Genomic DNA, 25,518 nt, shown 5'->3' on the forward strand with positions numbered 1-25,518 from the left:
CTCCCCCTTTATGAATTAGTTCAACGCTAAAACGTGGAGTATCATTTGTGCATTCTGCGGAAACCGGGCATCGTGTCGGGTAAATACCACATATTCTTCCAATATTTCCTTCTTTATGTTTCCGTAAAGAATCAGACGTTCAAAGCGAAAGGCAAGAGCGGTTGACGTTTCTTTTTGTACCGTTGACAACTTCAAAATTCTGATTTTAGGGTACATAAAGTCAGGAAACATTGTTAGTTGATAAGGATTCTTTTCGTCCCACGAAAGCAATCCCTCTTTTAACTCTTTCGGCAGTTTCTCTTCCACCGCCTGATACGATAAGAAATGAACCGGTTTGCCGCTGATCGGCTCCACACATTCATTTCCCGTATCAATGAATCCTTTCAACGAATACGATTTTTGGAAGAGCTCCAATTCGCAATCAACAACGAATGATTGCTGCAACCTCTCCTTTGTCATATTTCTCCATTTCGAATGAATAAAAGTTAAACTGAGAACAGCGATACTTAAACAAAAGATAAAAAAAATGAGATCGGATTGCCTGAGCAGGAAGGGCAATAAACTGGTCAAAAGCCCTCCCAGAAAAAAGGTGGCCACAAGCAGCACTGTGCCCTGTTTCAGCAAGGTTTGAATCCGAAAGGAGAAAGCGAGTCCAATTAGAAGAACAAAACTTGCAAGAGCCCCTATAAAAGATTGATAGAGAATTGATGACACGAGTCCGCTAATGAATGCACTGAACAACAACCTTCGTTTTTTTACATACAATCCCGTTATTTCCTTCGTAAACTTTAATAGGAAGTAATTAAATAACGTATTGTATAGTACGAGCAATTCTCCAATCATTTTAGCGTCCTCCTATTGATAGATTAACACTACCCTCATGTAGAAAATGTCAAAACGTCGGAGCTAATCCGGAGTTTTTATTGACAAAATATTGCATGGAACGGGAAATTATGCATAAAAAAAAACTATCCGGAAAGATTTTCATCTTTACCGGATAGTTCATTTCATCATTTATTATCAGAATGCCGAAAAGCTCCGTTAAAAGAAATGTCGATTTTTTCGTTTTTTTGTAACAATATTTCCTTCACTGCTTTTATTGATTTCGGTGGCGACGGTTTCTTAAGAATGTCGGAATGTCTAATAGATCTTCTTGTTGGTTGCGGTAATATTCCTGTTGTTGCTGCGGCTCGATATTTCGTTCGCGCACAGGAGATTGCTGGGTTTGTCCAGCGTTTGCTTGCGTGCTGCGCGCATTGATGGACGTTCTTGCACTTTGGGCTGCCTGAGGTGCGGCATCATCGAAGCCAGTTGCGATTACGGTTACGATAATTTCATCATTCAAGTTTTCGTTAATGACTGAACCGAAAATCATATTCACTTCTTCATCAGAAGCGGAAGCAACAATATCCGCAGCCTCCTGAACTTCAAACAGGCTCAAGTTTGTACCGCCGGTGATGTTCATGATGACCCCTTTCGCACCATCAATGGACGTTTCAAGAAGCGGACTGGAAATCGCTTTTTTCGCAGCCTCTGTTGCACGGTTTTCACCGGAAGCGATACCGATCCCCATCAGTGCTGAACCTTTGTTTGACATGATGGTTTTCACATCAGCGAAATCCAGGTTGATAAGACCTGGTGTGGCAATCAAGTCGGAAATCCCCTGTACACCTTGGCGCAATACGTTGTCAGCTTCGCGGAAAGCTTCAAGCATTGGAGTGCTTTTATCAACGATCTGCAACAGTTTATCGTTCGGAATGACGATCAATGTATCCACCGCTTCTTTCATCGCAGCAATTCCACTGATCGCCTGTGTTTGTCTCTTCTTTCCTTCAAAAGAAAATGGCCTTGTCACAACCCCAACAGTTAAAGCTCCCATATCCTTTGCGATTTGTGAAATGATTGGTGCGGCACCTGTTCCAGTTCCTCCACCCATGCCTGCAGTGACAAACACCATATCGGCTCCACGTACAACTTCTTCAATCTGTTCTCTGCTTTCTTCAGCAGCCTTTTTTCCAATTTCAGGATTTGCCCCTGCACCTAATCCACGAGTCAGTTTACTACCAATCTGCAATTTTATTTCCGCTTTTGAGAGATTTAAAGCTTGAGCATCTGTATTTACAGCAATAAATTCAACACCTTGAACGCCATGTTCAATCATTCGGTTAACAGCATTATTTCCACCACCGCCAACACCAATTACTTTGATTTTGGCTAGTTGGTCAATATTCGTATCAAATTCTAACATTCTTTCTCCTCCTACCACACTAGTCTAAGATTTTGATTTTTTCTTTTCATTATTCGAAAAATTTGTCAAATAGTCGTTTGGCTTTGTCAAAGACGCTTGTTTTATTTTCGTTATCAGCTTTTTCAGATGCATGAGATTGTTTTTTAGGAGGAGTAGTAACTGAACCTACCGCTTGATAAACAGGTGCTTTCGAAACTGGGCTTCTTCCGAAGAATTCATCTTCCATATGCGCGTAACAAATTAAGCCAACAGCGGTTGTATATGATGGATCCCGGACACCTATAAAATCAGGTATATATATTCTTACACGGGTTTGCATCACTTGACGGGCAAGTTGCGCAATCCCTTCCAATGAAGCGACACCACCTGAAAGTACGATTCCACCTGGTAAGTCTCTGACTCCTAAACGGGCTAATTCATCCAAAACAAGTTCAAACAATTCTTCTAAACGTGAACCGATAATTTCCGCAATAAACTTTTGGCTGTACTCTTCTGTTACATCTGTGCCAACAACCGGCACTTCAAACACTTCATCTTCAGAAGCATCCTCATAAAAAGCATGTCCATACTCTCTCTTTATTTTTTCAGCTTGTTCTGTCGGAGTTTTAAGTATGATGGACAAATCTTTTGTAATATGATCCCCTCCAACAGGAACGACTCCCGTATGGGTCAGCAAGCCATCTTCAAAAACGGCGATCGTGGTTGAACCCCCGCCTATATCAATAAATGCAGTACCTTGGTTTTTTTCGTCTTCCGTCAATGCAAAATATCCTGCTGCCAATGGTTGCAAATATATTTCTTTTATATCAAGACCTGCCCGTTCAACGCATCTTAAAACATTGTGCAATAGTGTGCGAGATGTGGTAATCATCGTAGCATCCATTTCCAGTCGGATACCAATCATTCCACGGGGATCTTTGATTTCATCCAGATTATCCACGATAAACTGTTTCGGAATCAAATTGACCAATTCCCGCTCCGGTGGTATCGACATCACTTGGGCAGATTCAAACACTCTTTCCAAATCTTCATCCGTAATTTCCCGATTTTCACTGTTAACTGCAACTACACCTTTTACCGGCTGTAATACTGTTTGATTTGCAGGAATTCCTAACACGACTTCTCTTATCTGTATTCCTGTCATTCGTTCCGCTTGTTCTACAGCTTTTTTTATGGATTGGACGGTTGCATCTATATCAACAATTGTGCCTTTTCTTACTCCGTTCGTTTTGACGTTTCCTACTCCTATCACATGCAACTGGCCGTCTGTCACGTCACCGATCAGCGCTTTTATAGAAGAGGAACCTATATCAAGTGAAATATATATATTTTGATGATTCATTCCACCGCACCTCCTTCGAATGCTACTCCACTCATTCTATTTTAAAATATTATATATGTGTCAGTAAATTTTTCTATAACATCATACATAATAAATTCTACCGTTATTATACAGTTTTTTCATCCTTTTTTACATGTCTGTCTTCCCACTTTTGTATCAAAATTCGTCGAATTATAGCAATATTTTGAAAAAGCCTTACTCCAAATGCAAAAATTGCAGCCAAATACAAGTCCACCCCTAAATGGACGCCCAAAAAAGCGAGTCCAATGGCCAATGCAATATTGAAGAAAAAGCCGGTAATAAATACCTTATCATCGTATACTTGTTGCAAATTGGCTCTTATACCGCCGACAATGGTATCGAGGGCGGCAAGCACGGCAATGGAGAGATAATTTTCATATTCGGAAGGAATTTGAATATCCGTCAGCAATCCCAAAGCCAATCCTAATATCAATCCTAAAAATGGTAACCACATAATTAATCCCCTTCACTTTTCAACAAATAACTGTTCGTGAATTCTCCATCATAGGCGCCAATCGTAATTTCTTCTTCCGCCGGATTAATGGTCAACTTCAGATTATCGATGTAAAAATCATCCTGGAACGTTGATGCATATAAATAGCTGTAAAGTTTTTCAGCCTGTTCAAAGGTTTCCGTAATGATCAAAATATCCACATTCGAATTGCTTATTGGAACACTGTTCACCGTGGTTTTTCCATTGATATCCCGAATGGCCGTCGTATGGACAACCCTTTGTCCATCAATTTCGATATATAATCCGTTATATCGGTAGATTTCATTCACAAGGCGGATTAAAAGATCCGGGGATATTGGTTCCACTTTAAATCCGCTGAGAATCAGTTCTTCCGCAGGTTTAATATTTAAGCGCAGTCCAGGACCTGTCACTTCTGAAAGCCCCGCTCTTACCCTCAAATCTTCAACGGTTGATTGCAGGACTTTTCCAAGCTCTTTGCTGTTTTCATCTTCATACTCCGCTTTTATGTTTTTCAGGGAGGCAATTTCGTTCAGGAGCTCCGAATGCAGCTTTTTTTCTTCGGTCAGCTCTTGGCGTATTTCCCAAATGTCTCTCGTGTCACGGGATTCAGGCTTTTTTACTGTGTTATATTGGACTGCGATCATGAATCCTACAACAAAGGAGATTAAAGTAATCCGGATTACTACATTCTTCTCCACCTACCTGCCCCCTTTTACATTTTGATATCTTCCAAACCTTGAATCGTCACGACAATCGAATCATTGATTAATCGTTCGAAAACTCCGCCGGCTATTTTTAAAGAGGAGATTAAAGTATCAGCGTTTCCGATTGCTTCAATTTCGAATGGAGCAGGATATTGTTTTCCGTCGATTGTAATCACTGGACCGTTGCAATGAATATAAGAATTCGGTTTCAAGCGATGACCATTGATGGCGATGGCTTCTGCCCCGGAAATCTTCAATTCATTGATGACCATAAAAATGTGGCTCTCATGGACAATATAATCATTCGGATTTGTCGATTTCGGATCATAATGGCCATCTTGCAAAGTCACTTTGATTCCTTCGCCATGGGCAGGCAATTCACCAAGTATCAACCTCAGCCTCTCAGCCTCTTCGGCCAATTCCTTGTAATCTTCTTCATTTTCGGTAAAAGACTTCTCATATTCCCGGATCTGGGCTTTCAAATCATTGAGCTCGTCCATTAATTCTTTGTTTCTTTCCTGCTGCTCAATCAGTTCATTCCGATAAGTATCCTCTTGTTCGATATAACTGGAACGGACTTTTTTATTGTCTTTTGCCAAATTGTAGGAATAACCGATCATGAAACCAGTCACGATGCAAACGAGCAGAAGGATGAAATGCTTTCTCGTAATTTTATTTTGTCTTCGGTTATGGAGTCGATTCATCATGTTCCACATCCTGTTCAACCGATGCATCATCGGATTGTCCGCCAATATTCAATTTCTTATATTCTTCGGAATATGGCTTGAAATATGAACCAACTTCAATATCTATGATCCCCTTTTCATTTTCCGCTGCGTTTTCAATCTGGGCGATAATGGCCGGATAATACTTCAGTTTTTCAGAAAGCGAAGTGATTTCCGCGCGAACCTCATAGCCATCATTCATAAACAACGTAATCGCATAGGGGTCCGTTTCCGTAGCGGTCAAATTAATTTGGGAAATTAATGCCAACACCTCATCATCGAGTTCAGCCAGTTCCTTCAGCACCATTTTTCTTAATTTCTCATCCTCAAAGTTTAAAAAGATGGGTGCGTCAATGGTGGGGACTTCGTCAGATGCTTTATAGACCACACCGTTTTCAAGAATTGGATGAAACTGATGATCTTCAAAAATATAGGCCACCCGGCGGTACTCTTTTACTTGTATTTCCACTGCCGTAAGCAATTTCCGTTTTACCTTCACTTCTTTGACCCAGTCTTCTTTCAATTTCTGTTCAACTTTTGATGCTTTGAATCCCCACAATGAATCGCCGACTTGGAGTCCGGATTTGTTCAAATAATATTCTTCTGTTGCCAGTTCGGCTCCATGTACTGTAATTTTTTGAATATTGCTGTAAGGAGATTGGAAGTAAAGGAGTAAAAATAACGTTCCCAAAAATAGCGAAATGATGACGGCAAACTTGATGTTCGTCCGTCTTCTCCGCTTTTTCTTTAAGGTGGGAATTCGTTCTTCAATATCAATGACTTTGTCCATTTTTACTCCTCCTTTCCATTTAAGTGGTTCGATTCGAAATTGAAACAATCACACCAACGATAAACCAGATAATCATAAGGGATGTACCGCCGTAACTAATGAACGGCAATGTCACACCGGTTACCGGAATGAGCCCGATCACGACTCCGATATTCAAGGCGGCTTGAAAACCGATCATTGCCACAAGAGAGCTGATGGCAAAGAAATCAGAGCTTCTGGTCGATTGCAATGCCAATCCCATTCCGGAATAGATGAATAAACAAAACAATGCGATGATGAAGCATCCGCCCAAAAATCCGATTTCCTCCAGTATGATGGAAAAAATAAAGTCGTTCTGCGGTTCCGGCAAATACAAAAATTTTTGTCTGCTTTGCTGGAAACCATGGCCCAAGAGTCCTGCAGGTCCGATTGCCATCAAAGACTGCACCGCCTGGAAACCGCTGCCCAACGGATCTGACCACGGATCAATGAAAGCTTCAATACGCTTCAATCGATAAGGTGCCGCTGCGATAAGACCGATCAGCCCAATCACCCCAAGGGCGATAAACGCCACATACAGCTTGATTGGATATCTTGCAATAAAAAGCAGGATAAATGAAGATACGACCAGGATAAACACGGAACCGAAATCCGGTTGCAGCATAATCAAAGCACTTGGAATAATGATGAGAAGGAAATGCCGGAGACGGACAACCTGCTCACCACTGGGCACCTTGCTTAATTGATGGCTTAAATACATCAAAGTCGTGATTTTCACCAACTCGGCAGGCTGTACGGTCAAAGGCCCGAGTCCAATCCAGCTTTGGGAACCGTTTCGCTCCAGCCCAATGCCCGGAATCAACACAAGTACCAGCAGTATGAGCGAAAATAGATACAAACTTCTCCATGTTTTTTCCTTGTGGAAAACCGGCATATTGGAGACGGTATAGAACACGATGAGCGCCAGCAGGAGATAAACGGACTGCTTGATGTAAAAAGGAATCTCCCCTTCGTAATGGATCGCACTCCAATATGTACCTGCCGAATAAATGAAAACCACACCTATTATGGAAAGCATAAATGCTGATATGATAAACAGCCTTTTATACGTAAATTTCAGTGAAGGCATCCTTTCCTAAAAATTTTTGCTTCCATACAAGCAATTAAGAAAGTTTCATTGCCGCCTCGATAAATAAATCTCCCCGGACTTCGAAGCTTTTGTATTGATCCCAACTTGCGCAAGCAGGGGATAATAAAATAATATCTCCACTTGCAGACAGCTCCGCAGCCTTTTCGACCGCTTCCTCAATATTCGCAGCAATTTCGCATGTTCCAATATTGCAGGATTTTGCAAATTCGATGAAACGGTGCTTTGTTTCTCCCATTGCAACAACGGCTTTCACATTTTTCATGGCTTCCCGCAATTCTTCAAAGGAATGTCCCCGGTCAAGCCCTCCAGCGATCAATACAATCGGCTGTTGAAAAGCTTCCAAAGCCACCTTGGTTGCCAAGCAATTTGTAGCCTTCGAATCGTTGTAAATCTTGCGCCCTTTCCATTCGCGTACAAATTGGGTGCGATGGCGTACACCAGAGAAGGTTTTCAGCACTTCTTCAATCGCTTCCTTGCCGCATCCGTAAAGGTTGCAAGCGGCAATCGCTGCCAACACGTTTTGCAAATTGTGTTTGCCCGGTAAAGCGATGATCTCCCGTTGCAAGAACGGTTCTCCCTGCCAGTAAATCGTTGTTTCATCTGCGCTGATCCCTTCATCCATCCGGCCTTGTATGCTGAAAGGTATTTTTTTGGCGCGCGATTCTTTCGCCCATTCCACCACTACATCCTGATCTTTATTGAAGATTAAATAATCCTCTTCCGTTTGGTTTTTGGTGATGCCGAATTTCGCTTTCGCGTATTCTTCAAAGGTGCCATGATAATCCAAATGGGCATTGTATAAATTGGTCAGCACCGCAATTTTGGGTTTGAATTGGTCAATCCCCATCAATTGGAAAGAGGATAATTCCGTTACAATCACTTCATCAGCCGCGGCCTTTTCCGCAACGCTGCACGCGACTGTACCGATATTTCCCGCAATTTTCGGATGGCGGCCACCCGCTTTTAACATTTCAAAAATCAATGTCGTTGTTGTCGTTTTCCCGTTTGTTCCGGTAATGCCAATCATCGGCGCTTCGCTGATCAAATAAGCCAGTTCGATTTCCGTAATCACGGGCAATTTACGGGAAAGAGCGTCTTTTACAATTGGATTTGTGTATGGAATTCCAGGATTTTTCACGACAAGTTCAAATCCTTCATCCAAAAGATCTTCCGGATGTCTTCCGCAAATGACTGTGATTCCTTTTTTCAGTAATGATTGGGCATCAGGATTTTCATCGAAAGGTTTTGCATCATTCACCGTCACAAAAGCTCCAAGTTTATGTAAAAGAAGTGATGCAGCCACCCCGCTTTTTGCCAAACCTAAAACTAACACTTTTTTATGTTGAAATTTTGTTGTATGAATCATAAATATGCCTCCGCTATCACAGCAATCATTGCTACTAATAATGCCATTGTCCAAAATACGCCAACCACTTTTCTCTCCGACCATCCTGATAATTCAAAATGGTGATGAATCGGCGCCATTTTAAAAATGCGTTTTCCTCTTGTTTTAAAGCTGATTACTTGAAGGATCACCGATAAAGTTTCAATCACAAAAACAAGCCCTACAACCAGCAGCAGCAATTCTTCCTTCACAATGATGGATACGAGCCCGAGAGCGCCTCCCAATGCAAGGGATCCGGTATCCCCCATGAACACTTTTGCAGGGTTCGCATTGAAAATTAAAAATCCTAACAATGCTCCCGTGACAGCAAAAGTGAATACCGCCACATCCGCTTGTTCATTAAATAGCGCAATCACTCCAAAGGCGCTGAAGGCAATGGATGCAGTGCCGGCCACCAATCCATCCAACCCATCCGTCAAATTGACCGCATTGGAAAAACCGACAAGCCAAAAAATTAAGAAAGCTACATAAAGAATTCCCAGGTCAATCGACCATTCGGTAAACGGGATGCTGATGGAAGTATCGAAAGCCCCCAGTCTTAAAAGCAGGAATGCCAGGATGGAAATAACGATTTGACCGATCAATTTTTGCAAAGAAGTTAATCCCAAATTTCTTTTCAAAACAATTTTGATGCTGTCATCGAGCAGTCCGATCACGCCAAATCCCACCAGTACGAGCAACAGGACGACGGACTGGGTAGTGAATAAATTAAAGATTTTCCCTGCAATGATGGTAGTGGCAATGATGGAGATTAAGAATATCACTCCGCCCATCGTCGGTGTACCCGCTTTTTTCATATGGGATTTTGGGCCTTCTGTGCGAATGCTTTGACCGAATTTCAGTCTTCTTAATATTGGTATGAATATCGGACCTAATATCACTGAAATAATAAAGGATACAGCTAAAATGGTTATTGTTGTTTCGATAGACATGTTAGATCTCCCTCAAAAACTTCTTTCTGAATTGATTTCTACAATATCACAAAATATTACATGGCACCATTAACAAATTGTGGTAGTATTTCATTCCGGGAATTTCCTGCGGGATAAAAGCGGATCCCGCAGGTGATAAGCGATTGGAAAACAATCCCTTCCAATCTGATCAATCCCCCAAATATAGATGAATGGTTCCATCGACTTCCAATATGTTGTCCGGTTCTGGCAATTGGGATTTAACAACTTCTCCTTTTCCATGCAATTCGATATGGAACGGATAATTCAATTTCATGATTTCATCCACTTTCATTCCCACTAAATTCGGTACCCGTTCCGTCATTGGATCTCCCCAACGATACTGCTTTTCCAACTGGCCTTCCCGATTGACTTGCAACCCGATAATCGGCGCAATATCCTCGATGATTTGCCCTACGATAGGAGCGGCGATCGTGCTTCCAAATACAACGGAACTTTTCGGACTATCAACGGCAACGTATACAACCACTTGTGGATGATCGCTAGGTGCAAAACCGATGAAAGAAACAATATAATCACCCGATTTGTATCGGCCGTTTTCCACCTTTTGGGCCGTTCCGGTTTTTCCTCCAATGCGCAGCCCATCCCGATAAGCATTGCGTCCAGAGCCATTTGCAACAACCGATTCCAAAGCGTACCGAACCTTTTCTGAAGTTTTTTCGCTGATTACAGTACGTTTCAGCTCCGGTTTATTTTCAAGAATGGTTTTTCCCGTTTCAGAATCGACTATTTTTGAAACGACATAAGGCTTATAAAGTTTCCCTCCATTAATGGCTGCGGACACTGCCTGGACTTGCTGGATCGGAGTCACCGCAATCCCTTGCCCGAAGGAAGTTGTCGCATGTTCAACGGGTCCGAAGGCTTCTTTTGAAAATAGGATGCCGGTCGCTTCACCTGCAATATTTGATCCTGTTGATTCCCCAAAACCAAAGTTTTTAATGTATTGCAATAATTTGTCCGGCCCCACCCGTTGGCCAAGTTCGATAAAACCAGGGTTACAGGAGTTTTCCACCACTTGCAAAAAAGTTTGCTGTCCATGGCCTTCCCGTTTCCAGCAACGCAACCTCGAATCTTCCACGATTGTATACCCTCTATCGTAGAATGTATCTTTGTCCAAATCGACTTTGCCCTCCTCAAGGGCAGCAGCCAAAGTAATAATTTTAAATGTTGACCCTGGCTCAAAGGTCATCCAGACTGGCAAGTTGCGGTTATAGATTTCAGGTTTCGCATTTTCATAATTGCTGGGATCGTATGTAGGATATGAAGCAAGGGCCAATATTTCACCCGAATTTGGATTCATCACGATTGCCAGCGCCTGTTCCGCATTGTATTTTTTCATCGCTTGCGCCAATTCTCTTTCCACCACTTGTTGGACTTCCAAATCAATGGTCAGTTGCACCGTCGCACCTTGTTTCCCTTCCCGCCACTCATCATCCACGTGTGGCAAAGCATTCCCTTTCGCATCTGTAAAAAGCCGGATGGCCGCATCTTTTGACGTCAAATATTTATCGTATTGAAATTCGATTCCTGCCAATCCTTGTGTGTCGTAGCCGGTGAATCCAAGGAAACGGGAAAGCAGCGTTCCGTAAGGGTAATGCCGTACGTAATCGACACCGGTATATAAGCCGTCGATTTTCAATCCTTGCAGTTCAACGGCTTGTTCGTACGTAATGTTTTTCCCTTCCGGCGCAAGCTTGACTAAATAGGATTTGGAGTTCATTTTTTCATAGAGTTTCTTTTCATCCACTTTTAATACGGAAGCGATTTGTTTTGCAGCTTGTTCGATATTGTCATTTTGAGCCGGCATGAAATATAGGGTCGGAGCCAATTTGTTTGTTACAATCACTTCACCGTGTCGATCGACGATTTCCCCACGCTCTGAAGCGAACGGAATTTCCCGATCCCAATTTTCCTTTGCCAGTTCTGTCAACTTATCATGTTGAATAACTTGGACATAAAACAGCCGTACAATGACAGCTGCCACAAAAAGAATAAATCCAAAAAGCACAATCCTTAACCGTTTTTTCGAAACGGTTGAAATCCACTTCATTCGACACCACACCCCGTTTTTAACAAGGTATGAATCGAACTTCTCATCTATTCAAAAGGGATGAATTAATCTTGTGGCAACTCTTCTTTTGTCCCCTCTTCATTTTGAACAAAGGATTCTTCAGGCGTTTTCAATTTTACAACGATTGGTGATGAATCGGTAATGACCGTATTTTCTGAAACACTTTGGCTTTCTACATATCCTTCCCCCACAATTTCAAGATTTATACCGGACATCGATTTATAGATGAGCAAATTTCTTAATGACCAATTTTCAAATGAAGGCAATGTCACAGCGCCATCGGTTTTTAAAAAGACGAGGCCGTTTTTCAACAAGGATACCCCCTCTTTCGGATATTGGTCGATGATTTCTCCCCCTTCACCGATAATGATCGGTTTCAAACCTTGACTCTCCAATTCTTGTTTTAGATTATCGGCATTTTTCCCTATATACTTTCCGATTTTCACCGTTTCTACCGGCTTCACATCTTCGGGGTTGATATTTAAATATTTCAAACTGTTTTCCATTACAGGTTTAAATACTTTGGCCACCGGTTCAGAACCTACTTCAGTATCTTTGAGTTTCGGTCTTTTTACCGCCACATAGACGATCAACTGGGGATCATCGGCAGGAGCCATCCCTAAAAAGGAATACAAATAATTGTTTTTGCCGTACAAATAGCCTCTTCCATTCGGATTCGGAATTTGGGCTGTCCCTGTTTTGCCTGCAACTTCATAACCGTCAATGTGATAGTTTCTGGCAGTACCGACTTCCGAAGTGACTGTGGATGACAATATTTTCCTTACTTGTTTTGCAGTGCTTGCCGAAATCGGCTTTCCTTTTTCTTTCGGTTTATGTTCTTCAATCACTTTTCCAGTGGAAGAATCAACTATTTTGTCAATGACATACGGCTGCATCATCACGCCATCATTGGTGATGGCCGTCATTGCCTGCACAAGTTGTATCGGCGTCACCGTAGATCCTTGTCCGAATGAAGTCGTTACATAGTTGATGGGATAACGGGTCAAAATGGTTCCGGTTACTTCCCCAGGCAAGTCAATTCCTGTCTTTTGTCCGAAACCGAATGCATTTAAATATCGAATGAACGTATCGTTCCCCATTGTTTGGAGCAAATTGGCCATCGCCGTATTCGATGAGCGTTGGAAACCTTCCAAATAAGTGATCCGTCCCCAACCGTAAACGTTGTGGTCCCGGATTGTTCTGTCAAGCACCTTATATGCGCCCGATTGATAGGTGGCATTCGGATTCCAATGGCCGGAATCGATCGCTGCAGCCAATGTGAAGGTTTTCATTGTGGAACCCGGTTCAATCACTTCCTGGGTGAGATAGTTCAACCAATTGTTTTCCAAACCTTCCCGCGTTTCCGGATTGAAAGTTGGACGCTGGGACATTGCGAGGACTTCTCCCGTTTTGGCATCCGCGACAATGCCGACCATCATTTCCGGATTATATTCTTGGTAAACATTTGTCATGGCATCTTCCAAAAAGTTTTGAATCGTTTTATCAATCGTCAAGTATATGTTGTCTCCGTTTTTCGCCGGTTTGACCATTTTTTCTCTGTTCGGGATCAGATAATGGAATGCATCCGTTTCGTATTCAATCTTTCCGTTTTCCCCGGTCAATTGTTTATTGTAAATCAACTCCAACCCCATTTTTCCGACAGAGAGGAATGTTCCATCATCCTGCTTTTCCTTCTGCGTAAAACCGATTAAGTGGGAGGCAAAGACACCATTTGGATAATATCTTTTGGTATCACTTACAAACTTAATTCCAGGCAATTGTTCCTTTTCAATTTTAGTTTTGATTTCGTGGCTGATTCCTCTACCTGCCGCGCCAAATTCCACTTGGTAATAATAGCGGCCATCCGGTCTTCGTTTTGTTAAAATTTTATAAATTTCCGATTCATCCAGGGAAATATATTTTGACAACACTTCCGCCGTCTTTTCAGGGTCCACTACATGCTGCGGTTTTTTCGGGTTTGTTGTTGCGACCGGATTGACGATGGCTATCAATCGGTAACTTAACGTGTCCTCCGCAATCACATTGCCGTTCCGGTCCAGTATTTTGCCCCTTTCGGCAGTGATCACCGCTTCCTTTTGGTACAATGCCGCAGCTTTCGCCTTCAATTGTTCCCCTTCCACTTGACCTGTCGCTTGAATAAACGTAATCCTCAACAATAATGCAAAAAAGAGCCCTCCATAAAAGACGAACAATAGAAAGGCTCCCCATTGAAAACGAAATTTCTTTTTCTTCATTCTCCCGGCACAACCTTTACATTATCTTCTTTCAGAGTCAAACCGAGTGAATTTGCTTTTTCCCAGATTCTTTCGTATGTTGATAATTCGCTGACTTGCACCTTTAAATCAACATTTTGTTTCTCAATTTCCGCAATTTCTCTTTCAATTTTCTCTATTTCGATCGTTGTTTTTTGAATAGAGCTTTGCTTATGTAAAATGAATATGGATAGTGTTGCGATAAGTATGACAAATGCTATATATAGAAACTTTTCCCTTGCTGTGATGATTTTCCGGTGTTTCTTTGGTGACTGTTTGGTCTTAGGTTGGATAGCGGGTTGTTCATAGGGTGCTTCTTGATGCTGATAATAAATTTGTTGCCTTACACGAACTGCCATTTAGCCACGCCCTTTTTCATGAATTTTTTCCGAGATCCGCAGTTTTGCCGATCTCGCCCGATTGTTCGCCATTATTTCTTCCTTTGATGGCACAATCGGTTTTTTTGTAATTATTTTTAATACCGGTTGGAATTCATCTGGAATGATTGGTAACCCTGGAGGTAACTCCGGCAATGAAGAAGCCTCTTTAAATATTGTTTTGACGATGCGGTCTTCCAATGAATGGAATGTAATGACGCTGATACGGCCACCCACATGCAACAAATCAATGGCATCAGTAAGCGAATCTTCAATTGCTCCCAACTCGTCATTTACCGCAATGCGGATTGCCTGGAAAACTCTCTTTGCAGGATGTCCGCCTGTGCGACGACGGGATGCTGGAATCGCTTCTTTGATTAATTCCGCAAGCTGTCCAGTTGTTTCGATTGGTCCCTTTTTTCTTGCCGATTCAATTTTGCGGGCAATTTGCTTGGAAAAGTGTTCTTCTCCATAACGAAAAAAAATGCGCACTAACTCTTCATAAGGCCACTCGTTCACAATATGATAGGCAGTCAATTCTTGGGTCTGATCCATTCGCATGTCCAAAGGAGCATCATGTTGATAGCTGAATCCCCGCTCTGGAGTGTCCAATTGTGGGGATGAAACGCCCAAATCATAGAGAATGCCATCAACTTTCTGAATATTTAGCAAATCCAATTGTTGCTTTAAATAACGGAAATTGGAATGAACATAAGTGATTTTATCGTTGTATTGTTCCAAACGTTTTTTTGCATGCTCAATAGCATTTAAATCCTGATCAAAACAAATCAATCTTCCCGCGTCTGAAAGCTGTTGAACCAAATATTCGCTATGACCGGCCCCACCTAACGTACAATCCACATAGATTCCGTCCGGTTTGACATTCAATCCATCGACAGTCTCTTTTAGCAATACGGTAGTATGATTGAACATGTGATTTTGCCCCTTCACGGATGTATTCTCTTAGAAGTCAAAACCGATAAGATTTTCCGCAATATCGTTGAAAGACTCCTCTGCTTGGTTGAAATATTCTTCCCAAAGCTCTTTTGACCATATTTCAATTTTGGTTGAGACTCCCAAAATGACACATTCTTTTTCCAGTTTGGCATAAGCAGCAAGATTCGATGGGATGTTGATGCGCCCTTGTTTATCCAATTCAACTTCAGTAGCCCCTGAGAAGAAGAACCTGGCAAACGCTCTCGCATCTTTTTTTGTCATTGGCAAGTCTTTTAATTTTTCTTCGAGCTTTCGCCATTCGTTCATAGGATAGCCAAAAAGACAGTTATCAAGACCTCTTGTAATCACAAAAGAATTGCCTAATGCTTCACGAAATTTTGATGGTATGATTAAACGTCCTTTGGCATCAACGGTGTGTTGATATTCTCCCATGAACATGCTACTCACCCCACTTTAGTAAATAATGTACCACAATCCCCCACTTTCCTCCACACATTTTTCATTACGATGATAAACTTTTGATAAATCATGACAATCGTACTCATAAGGGAGCATTCTGATAAAGTAAAAAAGAGCTACCTCTGCCAGAGATAGCTCATAAAAATAGTCGGATATTATTAAAATTTTACTAAATAGTGGGAATTACTTATTTTCAAAGGCAACTTTAACAAATCCGAAATAAGACTTTGTCCATAGATATTTAAATACTGATAAGGATTGTATACCCGCTCTTGCCAATTGTCATTCGGATATAACTCACTTGCAATGGTGTTTAATCTGCGGATCGTATGTTCATGCTTCAGCAGCACTTCCTGTTCAACTTTTTTATTCAAATAATCCAGCTGCATGAAATGATACTGTTTATTTTTTTCCAGTATCTTTTCCAAATGAATTTGTTTCGAATCAAGATATCGGGACAAGTCTTCGTATTCCGCTTCAAGCATTTTCCGAATATGATCGATTTTGTTTTTCGCTTCCGCATCATGAATGCTTTCGATAAATTGTTGTTTTATTTTTTCCACTTGGCCATTTACAACATCTTCAAAAGTCAGATCGTATTCAGAAAGCAATTGTTCCGCTTGTCGCGTGACAAGGGTAATGTTTAATCTCGGCGCCAAAATCGGCATCTGCAAATTCAATATTTCAAAAGCATCTTTTAATGTCGCCCAATATTGAAGCTCACCCGGACCTGCCACAAATGCCAATACCGGCAAACACATTTCTTGCATCAATGGTCTTGTCACCACATTATTGCTCAACTTTTCCGGTGACCGTTCAGCAAGCTGCAAAAGCTCGTCTTCCGTAAATTTCACGTTTGCAGCCAAATTGACAAAATCCCCATTTTTTCTTTCCAGTAAAAATCGTTCTCCGTCTTTTACATAAAACAGGTTCGCATTTTCCTCCGCCGCTGAAATCGGCGTACCATATCCGTTTTTGTCAAATAATCGCTCTTTTTCAACAACCGCCGCGCTGATTGCCTCATTTTTTTGGATGATCTGTTGAAAAAAAGCGGATTGATAATGTCGAAATGGCGGAAACGCCGAATCAATCATCAAAAGTCCTTCTTCTTGAAATAATTCGTTCAGTAAACGGGAGAAGAAATCTGTGAATGTTTCGCTTTCATTCATATGATGGAGGACCGATTGATAAATTCCCCGTGTATGTTCCGTTTCTCCATAATCTTTAAAAATTTCATCAATGAAAGCTTTCATTTCAGCATGATCAAACCGGGTTTCGGAAGCAATGGTTTTATGGCGGAGAGCTGTGCCATAAATTCTCTTTTTCGGCACCCCTTCCGCAATCGTGAAGGTATGATTGATTTCAAGAATATCGTGATCTTCCCCTGCAATCCAAAATATCGGTACCACATCAATGCCCAATTTTTCACTTTGTTCTCTTGCCAATAAAATGACACTGATCGCTTTATAAACAGAATAAAGCGGACCCGTAAGCAGCCCTGCCTGTTGTCCGCCAACGACCGCCAACGCTCCGTTTTCCAATTTATTTAAATGCTCCATCGATTTTTGTGAAATTCCGAAAGGCTCCATAAATTGATAAATGACATTGCTCAAACCTTTTCTGTCATATTGCTGTTCTTTCAAATATCCGGCTCTTATGCGAAATGAATCGTCGTTGTATGGATATTGGTAAAACGACAATAATCGTTCGCTTCCCGCCCAAAAATCAGATAACAGCTGATTGCCAACTGGTGATAATCTTTCCAGTTCCATATTACTTCTCCTCTACTTATCTCTATACATTCATATTCATTAAAAGAGTTTTACTTGTACTATTGTAAACTTTAAAGCATTGTCTGAAAAGAAAATGGCTTCAATTCTTATGTAATTCAATCCGACTATGTAACAAAAAAAATGACGCTTTGAACAATGCCCACTATCCAAACGATGTTATATACGATCAACAAGTATAAAAATTGCATCCGCCAAATCCTTCTTAAAAGGGGAACCACTTTGATCTCTTTTTGGGTTCTCCAGTCTATATAAGTCATAATCATGGCAATCAATAATGATATGGAAATGGTCACGATGCTAAATGTGGCCCCCCATAATGTTGTGATGGAGATGGTGACGGAGAAAAACAGAACAAAGGTGGTGATGTCCGCAGCCAACCGAAAACTGCTGTTCACTTGTTTTTTCAAGAGTTTGCGGAAGAACAGAAAAGATAGAATGAAAATCGTTACCGGTAATAATATCAGGATGCCAAGCACATATGCCAATACCAATTTCACGTTTTTTCACCCTCTATGGCCAACACTAAATGGTATAACGTTTTTAGAGTGGGCAATCTTTTTCCTTTTTGCTCCGCTTTTTTAATCACAGCCCCTACAATCGAATCCACTTCCGTTTTTTTGTTCATCAAACGATCCTGGAGCATGGAAGAAGTGTTGGAAGCCGTTTTCTCACATAATGCAATCACATCTTGGAAAGATATAAGCTTTCTTTGTTCCGGAAAAGCTTCCATGCATTCTTCATATAATACTTCCAACAATTTTCTGGCATGACCATTTGTCGCCAAGTCGCCATTTTTCACTTGCAGTATCGCCGTCAATGGGTTGATGAAACAATTGTATAATGCCTTCTCCAACAGCATCGTTTCAGCATCATCAACCCATTGGACAGGGAACAATCCATTCTTCACATCAAGCAAGGATTGGTATGCTTCATGATTTCCCCGACCAACCGCTAATTTTAACACACCAACACCACGATGAATAACCGTATGATCATTTTCCTTTTGCGCACCAAATTGGCAGGATCCGAAACCAATCGATTTTTGCGGCAGTTTCAGCGCTTCTTCAAAATGGGCCAATCCGTTCTGCACAAACAAAATGGGCATATCCATTGATAATTTTTCCAGCTGAGGCAAGACATCTTTCAAATGAGTATATTTCACTGCCACAATCACTAATGAATCCCCTGCTATTTCCGCATAGCCGGAAGTGACATTCACAAATGTCTCCGTAACAGTACCATCCAAATTTCTTCTAATGATTCCATGTTTACGGATCGCTTCTTCCTGCTCTTTTCTTCGAACGATCACCGTGACTTCAAAATGTTCGGCCAAAAACGAAGCCATCAACATTCCGACAGAACCTGCACCAATCACCACAATCTTTCTCATATCCGCTACCCTCTTTGACACTTCTTTTCTTTTCATTGTACCCGCTGCCATAAAAACTCAACAAGAAAAGGTGTGACCGAAAGAGTGCCACACCCTTTTTCCATATTATACTGGAACTATTTGAAGTTTTCGATCATTTTCGTCCGGATAGTAGAAAGAGAAAATATCCGATTATTGCTGCTGCTTTTGTTGCTGCTGTTCAATGAAAACGGCTCCTTGTTGAAGCCACTTTAACACGCGATCGTGTTCCGTTTGAAGCTCCCGGTATTTCAGTTCAAGCTCATTATACGCTTCCGTCAATTCATCAAAACTGTTCAGTGCAAGTTTCAAATGGCTTCTCATTAGTTGCTTCGGTCTTTTTCTGACACTATTCAGCATTTGACCGTATTGTTGCCTTAATGTTTTATTCCAGCGGAAACCGCAAGCTTGCTTTGTACGACCCAGCACTTGCGCAGCCTCTGCAAAAGCTTCCAATTGAGTTCTTCCATTTTGAACGGCAGTTATCACAATCTCTGCCAATTTTTCATCATCTTCAGGGGTCCATTGATCTTTCCTTCTTTTCCCTTCCATACCTATCACCTCTCATTTTTTTACTCTACTATATGCAAAAAGAGAATAAATAGAATTAAAGAACATAGAAAAAATAGGTTGCGACATATAAAAATTTTGTCACAACCTATTTTCATCAACCCAGGTTTCTTTACGGTAATATGGTTGAAAAGAATGTTTTCATATACCATTTATTTTTTGCTGCTTGACTTGGACAAGAAACGTTCCACCGCTTTTTCATGCTCTTCGCTTTCCCAAAGTTTGGCGCAAAGTCTGATTTCTTCCATCACGCGTCCATAGACATTCCGCTCTCTCCATTTGCGAAGTTCAATTTCTTTATAGGCATGGTGGACAGAAGGATGAACTTTTTTCATATCCTCAATGAACGCTTCCAACGCCTCTTCTTTTGGACCATCAAACACTCTCATCGCCCAGCCGATTTCATATAATTGCTCGGCCGTATAAGGCTTGGCATCAATCAGCATTTTCAACGCCCGATCATGGCGCAATCCTCTTTCAAACAAATAAGTTCCGCCACCCCATCCAGTCGTAATGGCCAATGTTCCTTGAATGAATCCGCATTTTGCGTGGCTGGCCACCAACCGGAAATCGCAGGCTGTGGCAATTTCGCAGCCTCCACCAACGGCTGTCCCATTAATGAGTGCAATGGTTGGAACATGCAATGTGGCAAGTTCATATAAAATATTCCCCATTTTGCTGAGCATTCCAAAGGCTTCCTCTGCCGTTTTCAAACTATGGAATTCCGACAAATCCCCTCCGGAACAGAAGGCTCTATCCCCCGCACCGGTGATGACCAAAAACCGTACGTCTTTATTTTCTTTTATATGCTTAATGACTTGTTTCAACCCATCCATCACTTCGTCATTAACCGCATTTCTCTTTTCTTCCCTGTCGATGGTAAATGTTAGGATCCCATCTTTTAGATCAATTTTGTAAGACAATGAACAACATCCCCTTTTAAACAATTATTTCAACATAACGCTATATGATTTCATAGTAATAGACGAATCCGTTCTTGACAAGATTTGGTTATTACCGAAATTCATTGAAAAAAGCAAAAAAAGACTATTAGAGAGCCATGGTCACTCTAATAGTCTTTTGTAAGCAACGTACGAACGATGCACGCTTTATTATTTGCTTACCACTTCTTTACCTTTGTAATGTCCGCAAGATTTGCAAACATGGTGAGATAAAGTTAGTTCACCGCAGTTTGGGCAATTTACCATACCAGGTACTGATAATTTGTAATGAGTACGGCGTTTTCTTTTAGCAGTTTTAGAAGTTCTTCTAAATGGTACAGCCATGATTGGCACCTCCTTACAGGTTTATTCATCTTTTTGATCAAAAAACTTAGCTAATCCAGCAAGTCTTGGATCCACTTTTGGTTTGTCATTTTGTTGACTTAACTCTTCTTCTGTATAATAACTCCAGTCTTTTCCGCCTTTGATGGTACCTTCAGTGCCTTCCTTGAACACTTGCATCGGTACTTCAAGGAGAATCAAATCTTCCAAGACCGGTTTTAAATCGATGACTTCTCCATCTATATAATGGATATCCTCATCTTCATCATTTCCCCGAAGTTCTGGATCAGCCCAACTGAAGACTTCAACCGTCTCAACTTCAACAGGAAATTCAACATCTTCCCAAGTGCGGGCACAGGGAAGGGTTAAGGTCGCTGTCAAATGCAATTGACAAGTCATTTGTGAATTTCCGATAGTACAGTGACCTTTTATATGAACGGGTGAAATATCGCGAATATCTTTATTTCGCTTTTTCACATCATCCAGCTCGACGACTGTATCAATCGGCATTCCAGTATGGCGATACTTTGATAGTTGATGAATAGACCATTTCATTCACGAATCACCCCAAGACAACAATGATGATTATATAATGTGATAATTTAGATGTCAAGATATTTTCTTGTCACTTTACAAAAACGATGCAATATTTCAGTATAAACTTATAGGAATCAAACAGAAATTTTGGAAAGGGGCATATTATGAAAGCTGTCGGAATCGTTGTGGAATACAATCCATTCCATAATGGACATTACTATCATGTTACCCAATCAAAAAAAATTACAAACGCTGATGTGGTCATCGCTGTCATGAGCGGCCCCTTTCTGCAAAGAGGAGAACCGGCCCTCGTTTCCAAATGGCACCGGGCAAAAATGGCGTTGAAGAGCGGCGTTGATATCGTTGTGGAATTGCCTTATGTGTTTAGCACCGCAAACGCTCCTTTATTTGCTGAAGGCGCGATTTTCCTCCTTGGCGCGCTGCAATGCGAAGCCTTTTCATTCGGGAGCGAAGATGGCAAATTGGAGCCGTTTTTGAACACCGCCGACTTAATCGAAACCCATTTTGATGAATATAATGAACTCATTAAAAAGTTTGTGTCAACTGGCATAAGTTATCCGCAAAGTTTGTTTTATGCATATGAACAACTGAAACAAAAGAACAACCGTGTTTATCTTGACTTATCCAAACCGAATAACATTCTTGGCTATCACTATATTGTCGCCGCCAAAAAATTCGATTTGCCTGTTCAACCGGTGACAATCCAACGAATCCAGGCAAATTATCACGATTCTATCAATGAAAGGTCGACCATTGCAAGTGCAACGGGCATCCGAAAAGAAATTTTTCAGAAGGGGACTGTGGAAATAGTCCGCCCTTACGTTCCGGATGCAACGTTCCAGGAACTTACGGAATGGCGGCATCAGTATTCGCGCTTTGTGGATTGGGAAGCGTTCTGGCCCCTTTTGAAATATGCCATTATGCGTCATCGTCCGGAACACTTGACCGCCTTTGCAGACGTTTCGGAAGGCATTGAATATGCACTGATTAAGCATGCCAAACAAAGTGATACCTTTACACAACTGATGTCAGGCATCAAATCCAAACGCTACACTTGGACGAGATTGCAACGGATGCTCACCCATATATATACAGGCATTACGAAAGAAGAACTGCATCAATCCAAAACGCCGACCTATATCCGTCTGCTTGGAATGACAAAAAAAGGGCAGGCCTATTTATCGGAACGGAAGAAAAACTTGGAGCTTCCTTTGATCAGCCGTGTGGCACAAGCAAAAGATCCGATGCTTCAAATCGATATCCGGGCATCCGAAATGTACGCTTTAGGCGTCGAGCATTTTTCAAATAAAAAAATTGACGGAGATTATAAACTTCCGCCAATTCGTCTGTAATCATTTCTTTTTTTCAGGCAGGCTCTCCAAATAGTTCAAAGCGTCATCAACCGTTTTTACCGGCACGATTTTCATGTCGGTATTTATTTTTTTGGCCGTTGTGACAGCCGCTTCATAATTGGAGATAAGTCCAGGATCTTTCTTCTTGGCTTCCTCTGAAATTTCATCATCGGGGGCGAAGAAAATTTCCACCCCGTCTCTATCGGCGGCGACCACTTTCTTTTCGATGCCCCCGATCCGGCCAACCGTGCCATCTTCATTGATGACACCGGTGCCCGCAACCGAATACCCTTTTGTAATATCTTCATCCATGAGCTGGTTGAGAATTTCTAATGTGAACATGAGTCCCGCAGAAGGCCCCCCGATATCTTTCGAATTAATTTTTACGACCGGATCTGTTTTTATTGTGACATTTTCCTTATAAGTAACGCCTAAACCGATTTTCCCGTCGCTATCGGGGATCTCTTTTAAAGTGACGGATTCGTCCAATAATTTTTCATCCCTTTGAACCACCAGTTGGACAACATCGTTTTCTTTTTTTTCTACCAGAGCATGAGCCAAATCTTCCGGCTTCTTAATGACTTTTCCATCAATTTCCACAATTTTATCCCCTGGCTGCAAGATACCGGCGCTCGCCCCATCGGACAATACGTTTAACACGATGATGCCGCCATATTCCACCTCATATGGCAAACCTGTCTTATTGAAGGCAACATAAATGGCATTAAATTGGGAATCTTTCATAAGCGTCAATTGACGAACATTATATTCACGATCGTCTTCTTCCTTTTGATGGATTTCCTTCTTTTTAACAATATCTTGATACTTGCTGAATTTCGCAATCAAGAGCGTCAAGGGAGTGGCATTGCTCATCGATACAGTCATTAAACTGAATGTTCCTTCATCATCCACATCGCCATTTTCCACTTTGACAAATTCGCTAACATCATAGGCGCTTCCAGGTTTCATAATATAGTAATCAAGCTGGTAAAAAGATAAAAAAATTGCGACGAACAACGCAAGTATCATCCATATCAGACGTTTCAACGGTTTGAGCACCCCCTATGTCAGCTCAAAAAAGCTAAATAAATAAAGTTGCACCTGCATATATTAGTTTAGCAATCAAAGAATGAACCAAAGAAAAACAAAAAGTTGAAAAGAGTTGATGGCTTATTCCACTACTATATCTTTTCGTATGTATTACACTCATTTGTTTATTATTGATCTTTCCAGGAATTGCACACAAAGGGGCAGACCTTGGACTTGAACTATTCATGGAAGCCCTGTTCCCCTATTTGCTGCCATATTTGATTTTAACACAATGGTTTATCCGCTTGACACCTGAAAAGGACAATTCCTTGTCCAGATTTAAATTATATTTGAAGACGTATGGCATCAGTGCCCTCGGCGGCTTTCCAACCGGTGCGGCAACCATTGCCTACTTGAAAAGGACAAATCAGATTTCAAAACAGGAAGCAAACGGCCTTTTAAGTATTTGCCATAGTCCAAGCCCTTTATTCGTATTGGGATTTGTGGGCAATGACTTATTGAACAATACCCGGTTCAGCTGGCAATACCTGATTTTATATCATACCGTTTCGATCTTGATTCTGATATTGTACTACTTTTATCATCGTTCAAATCCTCGACAGGCCGTGAAATCAGACAACCTTAAACGGATTGAAAACCCGTTTATATCAAGCATCAAAGACAGCATTCCGACCGTTCTGGTTGTCGGTTCTACCATCATTTTTTTCACAACCGTCTATACCGTCGTCATGTATACGATTCATACCATTTTTCCAAATATACATAAATATTTCCTACTACTGACAGCAGCATCTTTGGAAATGACGAACGGACTCCAAATTTCGCAAAAGTTTTTTTCCAATGACCCCATCTTGCTGCCGATGCTGATGGCCACCTTTTTATCCAGCCAAAGCTTGAGCATTCATATGCAAGTGGCGGTCATTGCTAAAAGCGAAAATATTTCGCTGAAACCCTATATTCTTTTAAGGATCTTTATCACTTTTATTATTCCTTTTTTATATTTTATATTATTTTTATAAGGCAGGATAAAGGAAAAACTCGGCAGACATGCACGTCTGCCGAGTTTAAATGTTTTGCTGATATTTCGCTTTCAATGCTTCTTCCACTACACAAGGCACAAGCCCTTTGACACTTCCCCCATATCGGGCAACTTCTTTCACAATGCTGGAACTTAAGAAGGAATATTGATTTTTCGTCATGATGAAAAATGTTTCGATGGATTCTTCCAAAAAGCGGTTCATCGATGTGATTTGCATTTCATATTCAAAGTCAGAGACCGCACGCAGGCCACGAACGATGGCAATGGCGTTTCTGGCTTTTGCATAATCCACCAATAATCCGGAAGAACTTTCAACCCGAACATTCGGAATATCTTTCGTCACTTCTTTGATTAGTTCAATTCTTTCTTCAATGGTAAACAATGGCTTTTTCGAAGAATTCTTTAACGCAGCCACATAGACAACATCAAAAATATCCGCAGCCCGTCTGATAATGTCCAGATGTCCATTCGTAATCGGATCGAAACTTCCAGGTACAACAGCGATTTTTTCCGACAAT

26 protein-coding genes are annotated in these 25,518 nt (G+C 41.3%); 2 read left to right on the forward strand and 24 right to left on the reverse strand.

Annotation, left to right across the window (positions count from 1 at the left end; all coding sequences use genetic code 11):
• Nucleotides 1-15: 15 nt before the first annotated feature.
• The 22 genes from ACFPOH_RS05995 to ACFPOH_RS06100 form a co-directional block, all read right to left on the reverse strand.
• Nucleotides 16-843 (reverse strand): sigma-E processing peptidase SpoIIGA, encoded by an 828-nt coding sequence (locus ACFPOH_RS05995; protein WP_342469948.1) that lies wholly within the window; start codon nucleotides 841-843, stop codon nucleotides 16-18.
• Nucleotides 844-1,096: 253 nt separating this feature from the next.
• On the reverse strand, nucleotides 1,097-2,248 hold the full coding sequence (gene ftsZ, locus ACFPOH_RS06000; RefSeq protein ID WP_342469949.1) for a cell division protein FtsZ: 1,152 nt from the start codon (nucleotides 2,246-2,248) through the stop codon (nucleotides 1,097-1,099).
• A gap of 49 nt (nucleotides 2,249-2,297) precedes the next feature.
• On the reverse strand, nucleotides 2,298-3,590 hold the full coding sequence (ftsA, locus tag ACFPOH_RS06005; RefSeq protein WP_342469950.1) for a cell division protein FtsA: 1,293 nt from the start codon (nucleotides 3,588-3,590) through the stop codon (nucleotides 2,298-2,300).
• Nucleotides 3,591-3,696: 106 nt separating this feature from the next.
• On the reverse strand, nucleotides 3,697-4,065 hold the full coding sequence (locus tag ACFPOH_RS06010; protein ID WP_342469951.1) for a small basic family protein: 369 nt from the start codon (nucleotides 4,063-4,065) through the stop codon (nucleotides 3,697-3,699).
• 2 nt (nucleotides 4,066-4,067) lie between these two features.
• On the reverse strand, nucleotides 4,068-4,784 hold the full coding sequence (locus ACFPOH_RS06015) for a DUF881 domain-containing protein (protein ID WP_342581126.1): 717 nt from the start codon (nucleotides 4,782-4,784) through the stop codon (nucleotides 4,068-4,070).
• A 14-nt stretch (nucleotides 4,785-4,798) separates the two neighbouring features.
• Nucleotides 4,799-5,494, reverse strand: coding sequence for a DUF881 domain-containing protein (locus ACFPOH_RS06020; protein ID WP_342471163.1), 696 nt, complete (start codon nucleotides 5,492-5,494; stop codon nucleotides 4,799-4,801).
• Entirely contained in the window at nucleotides 5,478-6,305 is an 828-nt protein-coding gene (locus tag ACFPOH_RS06025; protein ID WP_342469953.1) for a cell division protein FtsQ/DivIB, read from the reverse strand. Before ACFPOH_RS06025 ends, ACFPOH_RS06020 begins: the two co-directional genes overlap by 17 nt.
• 19 nt (nucleotides 6,306-6,324) lie before the next feature.
• Nucleotides 6,325-7,413, reverse strand: a complete 1,089-nt coding sequence (gene ftsW, locus ACFPOH_RS06030; protein WP_342469954.1) for a putative lipid II flippase FtsW — start codon at nucleotides 7,411-7,413, stop codon at nucleotides 6,325-6,327.
• A 34-nt stretch (nucleotides 7,414-7,447) separates the two neighbouring features.
• Nucleotides 7,448-8,800, reverse strand: a complete 1,353-nt coding sequence (murD, locus tag ACFPOH_RS06035) for a UDP-N-acetylmuramoyl-L-alanine--D-glutamate ligase (protein WP_390309049.1) — start codon at nucleotides 8,798-8,800, stop codon at nucleotides 7,448-7,450.
• The gene (gene mraY, locus ACFPOH_RS06040; RefSeq protein WP_342469956.1) at nucleotides 8,797-9,771 is read right to left on the reverse strand and encodes a phospho-N-acetylmuramoyl-pentapeptide-transferase; all 975 of its coding nucleotides are present in this window, start codon (nucleotides 9,769-9,771) and stop codon (nucleotides 8,797-8,799) included. Before mraY ends, murD begins: the two co-directional genes overlap by 4 nt.
• 169 nt (nucleotides 9,772-9,940) lie before the next feature.
• Nucleotides 9,941-11,860 (reverse strand): stage V sporulation protein D, encoded by a 1,920-nt coding sequence (locus tag ACFPOH_RS06045; RefSeq protein WP_342469957.1) that lies wholly within the window; start codon nucleotides 11,858-11,860, stop codon nucleotides 9,941-9,943.
• Between the two features lie 65 nt (nucleotides 11,861-11,925).
• Nucleotides 11,926-14,136 carry a penicillin-binding transpeptidase domain-containing protein gene (locus tag ACFPOH_RS06050; RefSeq protein ID WP_390309050.1) on the reverse strand — a complete coding sequence of 737 codons (2,211 nt, stop codon included), beginning with the start codon at nucleotides 14,134-14,136 and terminating at the stop codon, nucleotides 11,926-11,928.
• Nucleotides 14,133-14,513 carry a cell division protein FtsL gene (gene ftsL / locus ACFPOH_RS06055; protein ID WP_342469959.1) on the reverse strand — a complete coding sequence of 127 codons (381 nt, stop codon included), beginning with the start codon at nucleotides 14,511-14,513 and terminating at the stop codon, nucleotides 14,133-14,135. Before ftsL ends, ACFPOH_RS06050 begins: the two co-directional genes overlap by 4 nt.
• Entirely contained in the window at nucleotides 14,514-15,464 is a 951-nt protein-coding gene (rsmH, locus tag ACFPOH_RS06060) for a 16S rRNA (cytosine(1402)-N(4))-methyltransferase RsmH (protein WP_390309051.1), read from the reverse strand.
• 30 nt (nucleotides 15,465-15,494) lie between these two features.
• Nucleotides 15,495-15,926, reverse strand: a complete 432-nt coding sequence (gene mraZ, locus ACFPOH_RS06065) for a division/cell wall cluster transcriptional repressor MraZ (RefSeq protein ID WP_342469961.1) — start codon at nucleotides 15,924-15,926, stop codon at nucleotides 15,495-15,497.
• A gap of 179 nt (nucleotides 15,927-16,105) precedes the next feature.
• Entirely contained in the window at nucleotides 16,106-17,719 is a 1,614-nt protein-coding gene (gene bshC, locus ACFPOH_RS06070) for a bacillithiol biosynthesis cysteine-adding enzyme BshC (RefSeq protein WP_390309052.1), read from the reverse strand.
• Nucleotides 17,720-17,844: 125 nt separating this feature from the next.
• Entirely contained in the window at nucleotides 17,845-18,237 is a 393-nt protein-coding gene (locus ACFPOH_RS06075) for a DUF3397 family protein (protein WP_390309053.1), read from the reverse strand.
• Nucleotides 18,234-19,130, reverse strand: a complete 897-nt coding sequence (locus ACFPOH_RS06080) for a ketopantoate reductase family protein (RefSeq protein ID WP_390309054.1) — start codon at nucleotides 19,128-19,130, stop codon at nucleotides 18,234-18,236. The genes ACFPOH_RS06075 and ACFPOH_RS06080 overlap by 4 nt, the downstream gene beginning before the upstream one ends.
• Nucleotides 19,131-19,301: 171 nt before the next feature.
• Nucleotides 19,302-19,700, reverse strand: a complete 399-nt coding sequence (locus ACFPOH_RS06085) for a transcriptional regulator (protein ID WP_342469965.1) — start codon at nucleotides 19,698-19,700, stop codon at nucleotides 19,302-19,304.
• A 170-nt stretch (nucleotides 19,701-19,870) separates the two neighbouring features.
• On the reverse strand, nucleotides 19,871-20,641 hold the full coding sequence (locus ACFPOH_RS06090) for an enoyl-CoA hydratase/isomerase family protein (RefSeq protein ID WP_342469966.1): 771 nt from the start codon (nucleotides 20,639-20,641) through the stop codon (nucleotides 19,871-19,873).
• A gap of 189 nt (nucleotides 20,642-20,830) precedes the next feature.
• Nucleotides 20,831-21,004, reverse strand: coding sequence for a 50S ribosomal protein L32 (gene rpmF / locus ACFPOH_RS06095; RefSeq protein ID WP_342469967.1), 174 nt, complete (start codon nucleotides 21,002-21,004; stop codon nucleotides 20,831-20,833).
• A 21-nt stretch (nucleotides 21,005-21,025) separates the two neighbouring features.
• On the reverse strand, nucleotides 21,026-21,556 hold the full coding sequence (locus tag ACFPOH_RS06100) for a YceD family protein (RefSeq protein ID WP_342581118.1): 531 nt from the start codon (nucleotides 21,554-21,556) through the stop codon (nucleotides 21,026-21,028).
• A 146-nt stretch (nucleotides 21,557-21,702) separates the two neighbouring features.
• Here ACFPOH_RS06100 and ACFPOH_RS06105 point away from each other — a divergent pair, with 146 nt between their 5' ends.
• Complete coding sequence (locus ACFPOH_RS06105) at nucleotides 21,703-22,911, forward strand: nucleotidyltransferase (protein WP_390309055.1); 1,209 nt, start codon at nucleotides 21,703-21,705, stop codon at nucleotides 22,909-22,911.
• Here the strand turns inward: ACFPOH_RS06105 and ACFPOH_RS06110 are convergent, their stop codons facing one another.
• Nucleotides 22,912-23,958 carry a SepM family pheromone-processing serine protease gene (locus tag ACFPOH_RS06110; protein WP_390309056.1) on the reverse strand — a complete coding sequence of 349 codons (1,047 nt, stop codon included), beginning with the start codon at nucleotides 23,956-23,958 and terminating at the stop codon, nucleotides 22,912-22,914. It abuts the gene before it with no gap.
• 227 nt (nucleotides 23,959-24,185) lie between these two features.
• Here ACFPOH_RS06110 and ACFPOH_RS06115 point away from each other — a divergent pair, with 227 nt between their 5' ends.
• Nucleotides 24,186-24,980, forward strand: coding sequence for a hypothetical protein (locus tag ACFPOH_RS06115; protein ID WP_342469971.1), 795 nt, complete (start codon nucleotides 24,186-24,188; stop codon nucleotides 24,978-24,980).
• Between the two features lie 45 nt (nucleotides 24,981-25,025).
• Here ACFPOH_RS06115 and coaD read toward each other — a convergent pair whose 3' ends face one another.
• Nucleotides 25,026-25,517, reverse strand: a complete 492-nt coding sequence (gene coaD, locus ACFPOH_RS06120) for a pantetheine-phosphate adenylyltransferase (RefSeq protein WP_342469972.1) — start codon at nucleotides 25,515-25,517, stop codon at nucleotides 25,026-25,028.
• Nucleotide 25,518 lies beyond the last annotated feature (1 nt).

Source organism: Ureibacillus suwonensis (assembly GCF_042655065.1).
Lineage (GTDB): Bacteria > Bacillota > Bacilli > Bacillales_A > Planococcaceae > Ureibacillus > Ureibacillus suwonensis.

Coding starts and splice junctions, on each gene's coding strand:
- ACFPOH_RS05995 (WP_342469948.1), bottom strand. CDS start 843: ATGATTGGAGAATTGCTCGTACTATACAATACGTTATTTAATTACTTC.
- ftsZ (WP_342469949.1), bottom strand. CDS start 2,248: ATGTTAGAATTTGATACGAATATTGACCAACTAGCCAAAATCAAAGTA.
- ftsA (WP_342469950.1), bottom strand. CDS start 3,590: ATGAATCATCAAAATATATATATTTCACTTGATATAGGTTCCTCTTCT.
- ACFPOH_RS06010 (WP_342469951.1), bottom strand. CDS start 4,065: ATGTGGTTACCATTTTTAGGATTGATATTAGGATTGGCTTTGGGATTG.
- ACFPOH_RS06020 (WP_342471163.1), bottom strand. CDS start 5,494: ATGAATCGACTCCATAACCGAAGACAAAATAAAATTACGAGAAAGCAT.
- ACFPOH_RS06025 (WP_342469953.1), bottom strand. CDS start 6,305: ATGGACAAAGTCATTGATATTGAAGAACGAATTCCCACCTTAAAGAAA.
- ftsW (WP_342469954.1), bottom strand. CDS start 7,413: ATGCCTTCACTGAAATTTACGTATAAAAGGCTGTTTATCATATCAGCA.
- murD (WP_390309049.1), bottom strand. CDS start 8,800: ATGATTCATACAACAAAATTTCAACATAAAAAAGTGTTAGTTTTAGGT.
- mraY (WP_342469956.1), bottom strand. CDS start 9,771: ATGTCTATCGAAACAACAATAACCATTTTAGCTGTATCCTTTATTATT.
- ACFPOH_RS06045 (WP_342469957.1), bottom strand. CDS start 11,860: ATGAAGTGGATTTCAACCGTTTCGAAAAAACGGTTAAGGATTGTGCTT.
- ACFPOH_RS06050 (WP_390309050.1), bottom strand. CDS start 14,136: ATGAAGAAAAAGAAATTTCGTTTTCAATGGGGAGCCTTTCTATTGTTC.
- ftsL (WP_342469959.1), bottom strand. CDS start 14,513: ATGGCAGTTCGTGTAAGGCAACAAATTTATTATCAGCATCAAGAAGCA.
- rsmH (WP_390309051.1), bottom strand. CDS start 15,464: ATGTTCAATCATACTACCGTATTGCTAAAAGAGACTGTCGATGGATTG.
- mraZ (WP_342469961.1), bottom strand. CDS start 15,926: ATGTTCATGGGAGAATATCAACACACCGTTGATGCCAAAGGACGTTTA.
- bshC (WP_390309052.1), bottom strand. CDS start 17,719: ATGGAACTGGAAAGATTATCACCAGTTGGCAATCAGCTGTTATCTGAT.
- ACFPOH_RS06080 (WP_390309054.1), bottom strand. CDS start 19,130: ATGAGAAAGATTGTGGTGATTGGTGCAGGTTCTGTCGGAATGTTGATG.
- ACFPOH_RS06085 (WP_342469965.1), bottom strand. CDS start 19,700: ATGGAAGGGAAAAGAAGGAAAGATCAATGGACCCCTGAAGATGATGAA.
- rpmF (WP_342469967.1), bottom strand. CDS start 21,004: ATGGCTGTACCATTTAGAAGAACTTCTAAAACTGCTAAAAGAAAACGC.
- ACFPOH_RS06100 (WP_342581118.1), bottom strand. CDS start 21,556: ATGAAATGGTCTATTCATCAACTATCAAAGTATCGCCATACTGGAATG.
- ACFPOH_RS06105 (WP_390309055.1), top strand. CDS start 21,703: ATGAAAGCTGTCGGAATCGTTGTGGAATACAATCCATTCCATAATGGA.
- ACFPOH_RS06115 (WP_342469971.1), top strand. CDS start 24,186: ATGGAAGCCCTGTTCCCCTATTTGCTGCCATATTTGATTTTAACACAA.